General features: G+C 67.8%; 16 protein-coding genes. 11 read left to right on the top strand and 5 right to left on the bottom strand.

Annotated elements, in window-relative coordinates:
* Positions 1-22 precede the first annotated feature (22 nt).
* Positions 23-706, top strand: coding sequence for a YoaK family protein (locus tag ACFTZB_RS16640; protein WP_378433011.1), 684 nt, complete (start codon positions 23-25; stop codon positions 704-706).
* Here the strand turns inward: ACFTZB_RS16640 and ACFTZB_RS16645 are convergent.
* Positions 681-1,196, bottom strand: a complete 516-nt coding sequence (locus ACFTZB_RS16645; protein ID WP_378433012.1) for a hypothetical protein — start codon at positions 1,194-1,196, stop codon at positions 681-683. The genes ACFTZB_RS16640 and ACFTZB_RS16645 overlap by 26 nt on opposite strands.
* Positions 1,197-1,351: 155 nt before the next feature.
* Here ACFTZB_RS16645 and ACFTZB_RS16650 point away from each other — a divergent pair, with 155 nt between their 5' ends.
* Genes ACFTZB_RS16650 through ACFTZB_RS16660 form a run of 3 tightly spaced genes read left to right on the top strand, consistent with a single transcriptional unit; the run spans position 1,352 to position 4,305 of the window.
* Positions 1,352-2,161: a helix-turn-helix domain-containing protein gene (locus ACFTZB_RS16650; protein ID WP_378433013.1), complete on the top strand. Its 810-nt coding sequence runs from the start codon at positions 1,352-1,354 to the stop codon at positions 2,159-2,161.
* The gene (locus ACFTZB_RS16655) at positions 2,158-2,718 is read left to right on the top strand and encodes a TIGR03086 family metal-binding protein (protein WP_378433014.1); all 561 of its coding nucleotides are present in this window, start codon (positions 2,158-2,160) and stop codon (positions 2,716-2,718) included. Before ACFTZB_RS16650 ends, ACFTZB_RS16655 begins: the two co-directional genes overlap by 4 nt.
* Before the next feature lie 48 nt (positions 2,719-2,766).
* On the top strand, positions 2,767-4,305 hold the full coding sequence (locus ACFTZB_RS16660; protein ID WP_378433015.1) for a metallophosphoesterase: 1,539 nt from the start codon (positions 2,767-2,769) through the stop codon (positions 4,303-4,305).
* Here the strand turns inward: ACFTZB_RS16660 and ACFTZB_RS16665 are convergent.
* Positions 4,289-4,876, bottom strand: coding sequence for a TetR/AcrR family transcriptional regulator (locus ACFTZB_RS16665; protein ID WP_378433016.1), 588 nt, complete (start codon positions 4,874-4,876; stop codon positions 4,289-4,291). The two genes, ACFTZB_RS16660 and ACFTZB_RS16665, sit on opposite strands and share 17 nt — an antisense overlap.
* Positions 4,877-4,929: 53 nt before the next feature.
* On the opposite strand from ACFTZB_RS16665, the gene ACFTZB_RS16670 reads away from it, so the two are divergent.
* Positions 4,930-5,598: a lysophospholipid acyltransferase family protein gene (locus ACFTZB_RS16670; RefSeq protein WP_378433018.1), complete on the top strand. Its 669-nt coding sequence runs from the start codon at positions 4,930-4,932 to the stop codon at positions 5,596-5,598.
* On the opposite strand, the gene ACFTZB_RS16675 is transcribed toward ACFTZB_RS16670, so the two are convergent.
* A complete protein-coding gene (locus ACFTZB_RS16675; RefSeq protein WP_378433019.1) occupies positions 5,582-6,163 on the bottom strand; it encodes a TetR/AcrR family transcriptional regulator in 582 nt (193 codons plus the stop codon). The two genes, ACFTZB_RS16670 and ACFTZB_RS16675, sit on opposite strands and share 17 nt — an antisense overlap.
* A gap of 82 nt (positions 6,164-6,245) precedes the next feature.
* Between ACFTZB_RS16675 and ACFTZB_RS16680 the strand changes: the two genes are divergently transcribed.
* The 3 genes from ACFTZB_RS16680 to gluQRS all read left to right on the top strand — a co-directional run bounded on the left by ACFTZB_RS16680 (position 6,246) and on the right by gluQRS (position 8,484).
* Positions 6,246-6,824 (top strand): dihydrofolate reductase family protein, encoded by a 579-nt coding sequence (locus ACFTZB_RS16680; protein WP_378433020.1) that lies wholly within the window; start codon positions 6,246-6,248, stop codon positions 6,822-6,824.
* Between the two features lie 79 nt (positions 6,825-6,903).
* Complete coding sequence (locus ACFTZB_RS16685) at positions 6,904-7,515, top strand: TetR/AcrR family transcriptional regulator (RefSeq protein WP_378433021.1); 612 nt, start codon at positions 6,904-6,906, stop codon at positions 7,513-7,515.
* Positions 7,516-7,527: 12 nt separating this feature from the next.
* Positions 7,528-8,484 (top strand): tRNA glutamyl-Q(34) synthetase GluQRS, encoded by a 957-nt coding sequence (gluQRS, locus tag ACFTZB_RS16690; RefSeq protein WP_378433022.1) that lies wholly within the window; start codon positions 7,528-7,530, stop codon positions 8,482-8,484.
* On the opposite strand, the gene ACFTZB_RS16695 is transcribed toward gluQRS, so the two are convergent.
* Positions 8,453-9,040, bottom strand: a complete 588-nt coding sequence (locus ACFTZB_RS16695) for a DUF4190 domain-containing protein (RefSeq protein ID WP_378433044.1) — start codon at positions 9,038-9,040, stop codon at positions 8,453-8,455. The genes gluQRS and ACFTZB_RS16695 overlap by 32 nt on opposite strands.
* Positions 9,041-9,247: 207 nt before the next feature.
* On the opposite strand from ACFTZB_RS16695, the gene ACFTZB_RS16700 reads away from it, so the two are divergent.
* The 3 genes from ACFTZB_RS16700 to ACFTZB_RS16710 all read left to right on the top strand — a co-directional run bounded on the left by ACFTZB_RS16700 (position 9,248) and on the right by ACFTZB_RS16710 (position 11,403).
* The gene (locus ACFTZB_RS16700) at positions 9,248-9,832 is read left to right on the top strand and encodes an RDD family protein (RefSeq protein WP_378433023.1); all 585 of its coding nucleotides are present in this window, start codon (positions 9,248-9,250) and stop codon (positions 9,830-9,832) included.
* Between the two features lie 144 nt (positions 9,833-9,976).
* Complete coding sequence (locus tag ACFTZB_RS16705) at positions 9,977-10,558, top strand: RDD family protein (protein WP_378433024.1); 582 nt, start codon at positions 9,977-9,979, stop codon at positions 10,556-10,558.
* A gap of 116 nt (positions 10,559-10,674) precedes the next feature.
* A complete protein-coding gene (locus ACFTZB_RS16710) occupies positions 10,675-11,403 on the top strand; it encodes a queuosine precursor transporter (RefSeq protein ID WP_005248717.1) in 729 nt (242 codons plus the stop codon).
* A gap of 43 nt (positions 11,404-11,446) precedes the next feature.
* On the opposite strand, the gene tgt is transcribed toward ACFTZB_RS16710, so the two are convergent.
* Positions 11,447-12,691 carry a tRNA guanosine(34) transglycosylase Tgt gene (gene tgt / locus ACFTZB_RS16715; RefSeq protein ID WP_378433026.1) on the bottom strand — a complete coding sequence of 415 codons (1,245 nt, stop codon included), beginning with the start codon at positions 12,689-12,691 and terminating at the stop codon, positions 11,447-11,449.
* Positions 12,692-12,732: the final 41 nt, after the last annotated feature.

Raw genomic sequence — 12,732 nt, forward strand, 5'->3', positions numbered from 1 at the left:
CTGTCGTTCATCGCGGTGTTGGATGTGTGATGTGCCGATCGACGACAGCAGGCAGATGCTCGCGCTGGCGGTGGTGTTGTCCGCGCTGGCCGGTTACGTCGACGCGCTTGGATTCATCACGCTCGGCGGGTTCTTCGTCGCGTTCATGAGCGGCAATCTCACCCGGTTCAGTGTCGGATTCGCGGACGGGGCGTGGGCGCATGCGCTGACGGCCGCCGAGGTGATCGGCACGTTCGTCCTCGGCTGCGCCCTGGGCGCCGTGGTCGTGCACCTGTCCGATCGCCTGCGGCTGCCCGTCCGGACGACGGTGCTCGCCGTCGTGTCCGGGCTGCTGATCGCAGGCGCCGTCGCCGCGACCGTCGGGGCGAGCACCGTCGCCGTCGGCGCGATGCTGCTCGCCATGGGCGCCGAGAACTCCTTCTTCCAGAAGGACGGCGAGGTCACCATCGGCCTCACCTACATGACGGGCGCCCTCGTGAAGATGGGCCACCGGCTGGCCGCGGCACTGTTCGGCGGGCCGCGGTGGGCGTGGCTACGACATTTCGCGCTGTGGGCGGGCCTGGTGGCAGGAGCGGTGACGGGCGCTCTCGCGCACCACTGGATCGGGCTGGACGCCCTGTGGTTCGCCGCCGTGCTGTCTGCGGCGCTGACCGTCACCGTCCACCTGAGGATCGACCGCGCTACTCGCCGCCCGCAGTTGTCGTGACCGGGTTGCCCGCGGAGTCGAGGGTCCACCACACGCTGCCGACGGCCTGCCCGTATGCGTCACCGGGTTCGTTGTCGTCCTTGTACCGGTACACGGGGCGGCCGTTCACGGTGAGCTGATGGGTGCCGTCCGCCGCGGGGATGGTGTCGATGACGACTTCCTGCAACCCCTGCACCGTCGGGTTCTCGGTGACGGAGGTGACCGGCGGCCACGACTGCAGGCACGTGTCCCGGCACGAACTGGCACCGGAGCCGACCTCGTCGTTGTCGTACACGTAGACCGTCATCCCGCCTTCGTCGACCATCACCTCGCCGAGCGTCGTCGGTCCCATCTTCAGGACGGGTGTTCCGGGCGCGGCGGGTGGGGACGTCGGCGTCGGGGACACCGGGGCGTTGCCGCCCGTGTCCCCGGAATCGGTGCTGTCGTAGGCGCAACTCGAGAAGGTCAGGCTGACGGCGGCGATCGCTGCCAGCGCCCATGTTCGTCTCATGGAGTCCTCGTTCTCTGTGACGGCGAAGTGGCGGGCCTCCGGGGAACCTCTGCGGACCCGTGCATACAGTTCACCTCGAGTTGCGTGCCGGTGCGGGCACTTCGGGCGATGTGACGGGCCCGCACGTGTCGGTATCGGTGATTAGGCTCCCGGGCATGGGCTGGTACACGCCGACCTCGCCGTCGCCCGACCTCGCCGGCACCCTGGTGTGCGGGTGGTCCGCGCGCACGCGGGGCGAGCATCTGCTGGTGCCGGACGCGTGCATGGACGTCCTGTGGATCCGGGGCGTGGGGATCCGGGTGTGCGGTCCCGAGACCACGGCCTGGTCGTTCACGCTGCCGCCGGGCACCGAATCCGTCGGTGTCCGTTTCCGTCCCGGCGCCGCCTCGCACCTGCTGCGGACGTCGGCGGCCGAGGTCCGCGACATCCGCGTCGGCCTCGGCGACGTACTCGGGTCCGCGTGGGAACGGACACTGACCGACCGGCTCGACAACGCGTCCGGCTGCGCGGAACGAATCGCCCTGTTCGAGAACGCCGTGCGCGCGTGGCGGAACCGCGGACCGGACGCCGACCCGCTGATCGGCACCGTGCGGCAGGCCCTGGCCCGGCAGTCGTGGAACGTCGGTGCGCTCGCCGACGCCGCCTCCGTCACGGAACGGCAACTGCAGCGGCGATGCAACGACGCGTTCGGATACGGTCCGGCGACGCTCCGCGGAATCCTGCGGCTGCAACGGTTCATGGCGCTGGCGCAGTCGGGGGCGCGGACCGGGCTCGCCGACCTGGCCGCGACCGCCGGCTACAGCGACCAGGCGCACCTGTCGCGGGAATGCCGGCGGATCTCCTCGCTGACCCCGTCCGGCCTGCTCGCCAGCGAGGCCCCCGACTGGCACGGGACGGGTTCCGTCGTCGATGTCGGAAATGTTCAAGCCGGCGGGCGCCGGACGGGAGAAGAATCGGCAGCATGACCTCGACAACCGACACCCCCGCAGCCCACTACCGCGACCTCGCCGCGAAGTTCACGAAGCGAGTCGAATCCGTGTCCGCCGCACGCTGGGACGACGCGTCTCCGTGTGACGGCTGGACGGCCCGCGACGTCGTGCGGCACGTGATCGACACGCAGCGCTACATCGTCACCGTCGTCGATCTGGAACTGCCGGAGCCGCCGTCCGTCGACGACGACCCGGTTGCCGCGTGGGCGGCGACGCGCGACGGCATGCAGGAGATCCTGGACGACCCGGCCCAGGCGGGCCGCGAGTACGACGGGCATTTCGGCCGCACCACCCTCGGGAAGACAGTCGACAGCTTCTACTGCTTCGACCTGGTGGTGCACGGCTGGGACCTCGCGCGGGCCACCGGCCTCGACGAGACCATCCCCGCCGACGACCTGACCTGGGTGGGTGGTGTGGCCGAGCAACTGGGCGACAACATCCGCACGGCCGGAGTGTGCGGCCCGGCCGTGGACGTCCCCGCGGACGCCGACGAGCAGACCCGGGTGCTGGCCTTCCTCGGCCGCAAGGCCTGACGGTCCTTCCACCTCACTCCTGCCCGGCCGCGCTTGTAACCTCGAGTCATGAGCGTCCCGGGCAGGATTGCCGCGCTGACGGCTGTGTCACTGGCCGCTGCGCTGCTCGGCGGTGACGTGGTCGCGGTGGCCGATCCCGAACCCCGGGGCGCCTTCGGACTGCCCGCGCGTGGGCTCACCCTCTCTGCACCTCTCGCATCCGCGGTCATGTTTTCCGGGACCACCGACGACGCCACGCCTTCCCAGCGGGTTCCGGGTGCGGAGTCCGACGGCACGTCGGCCACCAGCCACGGCTTCGGCGAGTACCCGTACATGCGGTACGAGGTGCAGTTCGGCCCGGACAGCGCCGGCGGCGACGTCACCTGGCAGGGACGCTCGGTCAATCTCGACGACCTCGCGATGCACGTCTGGGACGAGGAGACGCAGAGTTGGGGTGAGCCGGTCGCGACGGCGCAGCCGTCCGAGCCGGGCGGTCCGGTCACCCTGACCACCCGGATCGAGGGCGAGGACGCCGCGCAGATCCTCGTCATCGACAGCCCGCGCCGGGACCGCGGTTTCCGCGAGGCGAACGCGATCGCCGATCAGCAGTTCGCCGACCCGGACACGTACGACTTCGCGCTGCAGCACATCTCCGACACCCAGTACGTGTCCCGGGACCGGCCCGAAGTGTATTTCGACATGACCCGCTGGACCGCGGAGAACGCCGCCGAACGCAAGATCGCGTATTCGATGCACACCGGCGACCTCGTCCAGAGCTGGATACGTCCGGGGGCGCCCGAGTCCCGCGCGCGCCCCGAGTTCGAGGTGGCGGACCGGGCGATGGCGACGCTCGAGGACGCCGGAATCCCGTACGGGGTCCTGCCCGGCAACCACGACAACCTGTGGAACGTGGGCGGACGGCTGATTCCCGGCGAGCACGAGAAGAACCACGCCCTCTACAACGAGTTCTTCGGTCCGTGGCGGTTCCGCGACCGGCCGTACTGGGGTGAATCCGTCACGGACACGGACAATTCGGCGCACTACGACCTGCTCGACATCGCCGGTGCGAAATTCCTGATGCTCTACATCGGCTACAACCCGCCCGAGCACGTGCTGCAGTGGGCCGAGGACGTGCTCGCCGCCCACCCGGACCGCAACGTGGTGATCGGCAGCCACTATTACCTGGACGAGGACGGCTCGCTGCGGATGAGCGGGTTCGGCGACATCGGCACCAGTGCGGGACAGCAGATCTGGAACCGGCTCGTCGTCCCGTTCGACACGGTGTTCCTGGTCCTCGCGGGACACGTCGACGGGCAGACGACGGTCACCGACCGGAAGGTGGGCGACACCGACCGGAAGGTCGTGGAGTTGCTTGCCGACTACCAGTACTTCACGGTGAACGGCCTCCGCGAGACCGGGTTCCAGCGACTGCTGCAGTTCGACGTCGACGGCGGATCTCTCGCGGTCACGACGCACTCCCCCACCCTGGACAGCTTCCGGGTGGAGGACTTCGATCCGCAGCGCCGTTACGTGCCGGGTGACGGCGACTTCGTCACCGACGTGGAATTGCGGGCCGACCTGCCGCGCGCCGTCATCCCCGTGCCCTGAGATGGAGGTCGATCAACTGCGCGACGAATCCGTCCGGGTCGACGTCGCCGGCGATCACGTCGATGCTGCGGGTGGCGCGGAGGGTCGAAACCCCGTGCAGTTGGGTCCACAGGTTCAGCGCGACCACGTGCGGGTCTGCGGCGCCGGCGTCTGCGGCGAGCGCGGCGACCGTCTCGAACAGGGGTTTCGTGTGCTGCCGCAGGTCCTCGCCCGAGCCCTCGAGCAGGTCGTGGCGGAACATCAATTCGAACAGGGTGCGGTGGGTGCGTGCGAAGGAGAGGTAGCGGTGCGCGGTCTGCCGCAGTCGCGCGACCGGGTCCGTCTCGGACGCGATCGCCGACCGGAGTTCCGCGGACAGGTCGGCGAACCCCGACGCGGCGATCGCGGCGAGCAGCGCCTTGTGCGTCGGGAAGTACCGCCGCGGCGCACCGTGCGAGACCCCCGCGTGCCGGGCGACGGCGCGCAGCCCGACGGCGTCGATGCCGCCCTCGTCCAGTAGTTCGCGGCCGCAGTCGATCAATCGCACGCGCAGGGGTTGCTCTTCACCACTCATGTAGACAGTGTCTAGCATGGAGTGCGTAGACACTGTCTACCCATTGTCGGAGCGCGAGTCAGGAGTTCACCGTGTGGTACTGGATCTTCAAGTACGTGCTGATCGGGCCGGTGCTGCGGATCTTCGGGCGGCCCACGATCCTCGGCGCACACCACATCCCGGAGTCGGGCCCGGTGATCCTGGCGAGCAACCACCTCACCGTCGTCGACTCGTTCTTCCTCGTCCTGATGGTGCGCAGGCGGATCACGTTCGTGGCCAAGAACGAGTACTTCACCGAGGGCGGCGTGAAGGGGAGGGCGAAGCGCTGGTTCTTCACCGCCGCCGGCCAGGTGCCGATCGACCGCTCCGGGGCCTCCGCCGCAGAATCCGCCCTCGAGACCGCGCGGAAGATCCTGGACGACGGCAAGGTCTGGGGCATCTACCCCGAGGGCACCCGGTCGCCCGACGGCCGGCTCCACAAGGGCAGGACCGGCATCGCGAGGGTCGCGCTCGCCACCGGCGCCCCGGTGGTGCCGATCGCGATGCACGGCACCCGGCGGATCAACCCCGCCGGATCGAGGATGTGGCGGTTCGGCACGGTGACGGTGACCGTCGGTGAGCCGCTCGACTTCTCCCGATTCGCCGCACTCCGCGACAACCGGCACGTCGTCCGGGCCGCGACGGACGAACTGATGCATGCCCTCATGACGCTGTCGGGCCAGGAGTACGTGGACGACTACGCGCTCAGGCGTCCGGCGTAGCGACGGCGCGCGTCACCAGGTCGGCGATGAGCCGCTCGATGTCGACGCCCTCGAGCACCCCGGGCAGCGTCAGATGCTCGACGATGAGCGCATTCATCGCGAGGTAGAGCATCAGCACGGTGCCGCGGTCGCCGGGCAGTCCCGAGTCGAGGTGAAACCCGATGTCGCGCTCCAGGTTGCCGGAGATGGTGCGCGTCAACGTGGTGCGCAACTCGGGCCGGCGGACCGCTTCGAGCCGCAACTCCTGCAACGCGAGGTAGCCCGTCCGGTCGCCGGTGATCCTGCCGAACAGTCCCTGCATGTACTCGATCGCGAGGTCGAGATTCTGCGGCTTGCGGGCACTGTCCTCGATTTCGGAGGGGTCAGGGCCCATCCGCTCGTGGATCCGCTTACCGACCTGGTCGAACAGGTCGTCGCGGCTGGCGAAGTAGTTGGACGCCGTCCCCTTGGGAACGTTCGCCTCGACGTCGACGGCACGGAAGGTGAGGCCGCGCGCACCTTCTCGCGCGAGCACCTCGATCGCCGCGTTCACGAGAGCCGCGCGTCGTTCCGGATTCTGCGCCATCGACACTCCTCGAAAAAGAACTTGCAACCACTTCGGTCATAGTACTACAAATGGAGTAGTTACCGACTGCGGGAGGGCTCACATGCGAAAACTGGTCTATTACGTCGCCACCACCATCGACGGATTCATCGCCGGCGCCGACGGTTCGGACCCCAGCGGCACCGTCTTCGAACTCGAGGGCGATCACATGCCCGCGATGATCGCCGAGTACCCCGAAACGGTCCCCACCCATGTGCGGGCAGCGATGGGAATCGATGCCCCCAACCGGCATTTCGACACCCTCCTCATGGGCCGCGCCAGCTACCAGCCCGCACTCGACCTCGGCGTGACCAGCCCGTACCCGCATCTGCGGCAGTACGTGTTCTCGACGACGATCACCGAGTCGCCCGACCCGGACGTCGAGATCGTCTCGGGCGATCCGATCGAGAAGGTGCGCGAACTCAAGCAGGAGGACGGCAAGGACATCTGGCTGTGCGGCGGCGGGAAACTTGCCGCCGCGGTGCAACCCGAGGTCGACGAACTCCGGATCAAGCTCAACCCCGTGGCGATCGGCACCGGCATTCCGCTGTTCGACGGCGAATTCGACCCGCAGCGGTTCCGGCTGACGTCGACCCGCGCATTCGAGAGCGGGATGATCTTCCTGACGTACGTCCGCCGATAGCCGGATTCACACCCGCCACTCGAGGCGACACGGGCACCTGACGCATGTATTGATTCAATACGTCAGTAATGTTCGAGGCATGCGCGAACGCCGGTACTCGTCCACCAGCCCCGAACACCTGGCCGCGGCCCTGTTCGACGTCGCCGCCGAGTCGGGCCTCGAGGGCGCCAGCGTGCGCGAGGTCGCCAAGAGGGCGGGTGTGTCCATCGGCGCCGTGCAGCACCACTTCTCCACCAAGGACGAGATGTTCGCGTTCGCGCTGCGCACCCTCGTCGACACACTGCTCACCCGGCTGGCGGACATCGACCGCGGCGGCGACCCCGCCCAGGCCCTGTTCGCCGCGATGTCGCAGTTACTTCCCCTCGACGAGTCCCGGTCGCGGGAGGCGCACGTCAGGGCGGCATTCGCCGTCCGGGCGGCCACCTCCCCGTCGCTCGCCGAGATCCGGCGCACCACCCTGTTCACCATCCGCACCGGACTGTCCGCGGTGCTCATCGGGATCGGCACCCCGGAGGCGGAAACCCGTGCGGCGCTTCTCCTCGCCACCGTCGACGGCCTCGCCCTCGAAGCGCTCGGCAGTCCGGACCTGTACCCGGCCGAGTACCTCGAGCACGCCCTGCACGTCCAGATCGGCATGATTCTGCAGGGCGCCGACGTCCTGCCGTCGTCGTCGATCGAACTGGCCAGCTGACCCCTCGGTCCGATGTCACCTCCGTCCGGTCAGCACGACCCCCTGCCCCGTCACCCCGACGGCGCGGGACGGTTCGCGCCCAGCCCGTCCGGCGACCTGCACCTCGGCAACCTGCGGACGGCCGTGCTGGCGTGGCTGTTCGCCCGGTCCACCGGCCGCCGTTTCCTCGTGCGGGTCGAGGATCTCGACCGTGTCCGCGACGGTGCCCGGGACCGGCAACTGGCCGACCTCGCGGAACTCGGTCTCGACTGGGACGGCGACGTCGTGTCGCAGTCACACCGACGGCCGCGGTACGACGCCGCCATCGCCGAACTCCACGCCGCCGGCCGCACGTACGAGTGCTTCTGCACGAGAAGAGAAATCCTGAAGGCGGCGTCGGCCCCGCACGCACCCCAGGGCGCCTACCCGGGGACCTGCCGCAACCTGACACCGGGCGAGCGTGCCGACCGGCTCGCCGGCGGGCGACCACCGGCCCTGCGACTGCGCGCCGACGTCACGTCGTTCACCATCGACGACGTCCTGCACGGAAACTACTCCGGGATGGTCGACGACCTCGTGCTGCGGCGCGGCGACGGAACCCCCGCCTACAACCTGGCGGTCGTCGTCGACGACGCCGCCCAGGGGATCGACCAGGTGGTGCGCGGCGACGACCTGCTGTCGTCGGCGCCCCGCCAGGCGTACCTCGCGGGACTGCTCGGGCTCACCGCCCCCGCCTACGCACACGTCGCGCTCGCACTCAACGAGGACGGCAAACGGCTCGCGAAACGCGACGGCGCCGTCACCCTCACCGACCAGAAAGCGTTGGGACGCACACCGAGCGACGTCCTCGGGGTGCTGGCGGCGTCACTCGGGCTCGCGGAACCGGGCGAGGTCGTGGATCTCGGGACCCTCCTCGCCCGGTTCGACCCGGCCCGCCTGCACCGCGAACCGTGGGTCGTCAGGCCCCCGACGCCGCCGCGATCAGCATGATCACGAAGAACAGGATCCACCCGACGACGTAGGCGCCGCCGATGGCGATCCCGGCGATCGCGAGCCCACGACCCTCCTGACCGGACTGCTTGATCTGGCCCAGCGCCACGATGCCGAGGATGATGCCGACGATGGAGCCGACACCGTAGAAGCAACCGCCGACGATCGACGTGATCAGCGACGCGATCGCGAGACCGTTCGTCCCCCGCGACTGCGGGTAGGGCGCGCCGTACGGGCTCGGGGCGCCGTACTGCGGGGCGGGGCCACCGTATTGGCCCGCCGCCCCGTACTGATCTGGTGCGCCGCCGTACTGGTTGGGGGCGCCGCCGTACTGATTCGGGGTGCCGTACTGATTCGGGGCGGCATACGGGTTCGGCGTCCCATACTGCTGCTGCTGGGGCGCCCCGTACTGGTCGCCGCCGTACTGATTCGGCGCGGCATACGGATTCGGAGACGTCCCGTACGCGCCCGGCTGCTGATAGTCGGGGTACTTCTCGGTGGGCGCCGAATAGGTGGGATAACCGGATTCGTCGACCCCGTATCCGTCGCGCGGCAACGGCGGCACCTCGCCGTAAGTGGGCGGTGTCTGCCCGTTGTACGGATTCGAATCGTCCGATCCCCCAGAATTAGTCACGATAACCAGCGTAAAGCATCAAAACCGCAGGAGAAGAAGCAGACCAAAGGGAGGCGGGTAAAGGATTGTCCACGTAGTGTTTATTCGCACTGTCACGCGCGAGCATTCAACTCTTGCTGAGGGGATCACATGACGACTGGTGGATACGACCCTAACGACAAACCCGAAGGTGGTGACCAGGGCGGATACCCTCCGCGGGGCAATCCTCCACCGCCGCCCGGCGGATATCCGCCGCCGCCCGGGTTCAACGACCAGGCTGCCTATGGTCCGGGAGGCCGGCTACCCGACGGAATCGAACCGGGTGGGCTCGGCCTTCGCTTCGCTGCCCGATTGATCGACGGCATCATCATCGGGATCGTCGTGATTCTCATCGCTTTGCTGGTCGGCGGTGTCAACGATGTGTTCATACCCGGGATCTTGTCGGGCATTCTCGTCTTCATATACTTCGTAGCCTTCGAGGTAACGATGGGGGCGACACCCGCAAAGAAGATGCTCGGCCTGTCCGTTACGGCCCCAGGGGGCTCTGGATATCCGACGTTCCAACAGTCCGCGATTCGTAACGGGTTCACGTTGTTGGCAATCATCCCCTTCTTCATCGGCACGATACTTCTAGTGGTCGCCGAAATTGTCATCGCGGTGACGATCAACAGCAGTCCCACGAAGCAAGGCAAACACGACGAGTTTGCCGGCGGCACTCAAGTCGTCAAACGCTGACCGTTCGCTCGCCACGGGTGAGCGTGCTCCGCCCCTCCGGGCAGGAAGCACGCTCACCCGTTTTGCTACTCCCGTCACTCGAGTCACTCCCACCCCTTGCGTAAGGTGCTCAGGCGTCATCCGAGACGATTCGAGGGGGAACACATGACTACTGGCGGATACGATCCCAACCAGGGACGGCAGCAATACGGGCAGCAGTTCGGCGCACCGCCGCAGTTCGATTCGGCGCAGCAATCCGGCACCCAGCCGTTCGCGCAGCCCGACTTCGGGTTCAACCCGTCCCGGCCGGGCGAACTCCTTCCCCGCCTGGGCGCGCGGGTGATCGACGGCCTGATCGTCGGCATTCCGACGGCCGTGGTCACCATCGTCATCTCGCTGGTGCTGGGCACCTTCCTGGGCAGTGCCCTGGGTGCGATCCTCACCGCGGCCGCGGCCGTGGGCTACTTCGTGTTCCTCGAGACGACGCGGGGCCAGACCGTCGGCAAGCAGGTTCTCGGTCTGCGCGTCGAGGGCCCGAACGGTGGACTGCCCACCCAGCAGCAGTCGCTGACCAGGAATGGCTTCTACGTCCTCGCCGCGCTCGGCGGGTTCCCGTTCCTCGGGTTCCTGTTCGGACTGGTCGGTTTCGTCGCGGCGATCGTCATCGCCGTGACGATCAACGGCAGCGCCACCAAGCAGGGCAAGCACGACGAACTGGCAGGCGGCACGCGCGTCGTCCAGGGTTAGCCCGGCACGGCCCACCGCGCGGGTGAACGTACCTTTCGTCGCCTCAGATCGGACAAAAGGTACGTTCACCCGTTCCTGATTCGCGCCTCTCCACCCGCAGGTGCTTGGATTGCGGCGTGACAGCCTCAGATCAGCAGACCAAACCAGACGACCACGCGACGTTCGCGCACGTCAGCCGCGGGTACTACCCCACGTTCGTCGCCCTCTTCACCGCGACGCTGCTGATCTCGAATATCTGCGCGACGAAAGGCGTCGCATTCTTCGCCGACTCGTCGCTCACCATCGGCCCGCTGCAGATCCTGCCGGTCATCACCGACGGCGGCTTCTTCCTGTTCCCGCTGGCCTACATCCTCGGCGACGTGCTCAGCGAGGTGTACGGGTTCAAGTCGACGCGTCGCGCGATCTACCTGGGCTTCGGCGCCCTGATCCTGGCCGCGTTCTGCTTCTGGCTGCTCATCGAACTGCCGTCCGCCGACTTCTACGAGAACCAGGAGGCGCTGCGGTCGGTCGTCGGCGTCTACCCGCGACTGCTGCTCGCCGGGCTGGCCGGCTACCTCGTCGGGCAGATGCTGAACTCGGTGACGCTGGTCCTCATCAAGGAGCGGACCAAAGAGAAGCACCTGTGGGCGCGCCTCATCGGCTCCACCATCGTCGGTGAGTTCGCCGACACCCTGATCTTCTGCTCCATCGCGGCCGGCGCGATCGGCATCAGCACGTGGAGCGATTTCGTCAACTACGTGATCGTCGGATTCCTGTGGAAGACCCTCGTCGAGGTGCTGGTCATGCCGATCACGTACCGCGTCATCGCGTACGTGAAGAAGCGCGAACCCACCTACCAGCTCTGACCCCCACGTGAGTGGGAAAGCGTCCCCGGGGACTCTTTCCCACTCACGTGCGGTAGAAGCGGCCCAGTGTCTCGGCCTTGAACTCCGCGAAGTAGCCGCCCTCGATGCTGGCACGGATCTGATCGACCAACCGCACCGTGAAGCGTTCGTTGTGAATAGTGCACAACGTGGACGCCAGCATTTCCTTCGCCTTGAACAGGTGGTGGATGTAGGCGCTGGTGTAGTTGGCGCACGTGTAGCAGTCGCAGTTCTCGTCGATCGGGGTGAAATCACGCCGGAAGCGGCTGGTGTTGATGTTGAACCGGCCGTCCGGGTGGTAGATCGCAGCGTTGCGCGCGACCCGCGACGGATTCACGCAGTCGAACGTGTCGGCCCCGTTCTCGATGGCCACGAAGAAGTCGTCCGGCTCGCTGATGCCGAGCATGTGCCGCGGCTTGTGCTCGGGAAGTTCCTCGTTGCACCAGCGGACGATGGTGCCCAGGTTCTGCTTCTCCAGCGCCCCGCCGATGCCGTACCCGTCGAAACCGCGGCCGCTCTCCCCGGTGATCGACTCGAGCCCCCGGCACGCCTGCCGCCGCAGGTCCTCGTACTGCGCGCCCTGGACCACCCCGAACAGCGCCTGGTACGGACGGTGTGAGCGTTCGGCGGTGAGCTTCTCGTGCTCGGCTATGCAGCGCACCGCCCACGCCTGCGTCCGCTCCACCGACTGCTCCTGGTAGCCGCGGGTGTTCAGCAGCGTCGTGAGCTCGTCGAACGCGAACATGATGTCGGCGCCGAGTTGATGCTGAATCTGCATCGACACCTCGGGGGTGAACCGGTGCCGCGACCCGTCCAGGTGCGATTTGAACGTGACGCCGTCGTCGTCGACGGTCGCGAGGCGTTCCTTACCCTTCGCGATGACGTCGTCGGAGCGCACCCCGACCGCTTCCATCGCGAGGACCTTCTTGAATCCGACGCCCAGCGACATCACCTGGAATCCGCCGCTGTCGGTGAACGTCGGGCCGTCCCAGTTCATGAACTTGCCCAGCCCGCCGGCCTCGTCCACGATGTCCGGGCCCGGCTGCAGGTACAGGTGGTACGCGTTGGCGAGCAGCGACTGCGCGCCCAGGTCCTTCATGCTCTCCGGCAGCACCGCCTTGACGGTGGCTTTGGTGCCGACGGCCACGAACGACGGCGTCGCGATGTCGCCGTGCGGGGTGTGAATGGTTCCGGTTCGGCCGAGCTGTCCGTCGAGTCGGGTGCCGACGGTGAAGAACGGATCGGGCGGGGTCGGGACTACGGCATTCACGGGTGTATCCAATCACGCGCGACATTTCCGGCGACACATCA

The sequence above is a fragment of the Rhodococcus sp. NPDC057014 genome, from assembly GCF_042673295.1.
Classification (GTDB): Bacteria; Actinomycetota; Actinomycetes; order Mycobacteriales; family Mycobacteriaceae; genus Rhodococcus_F.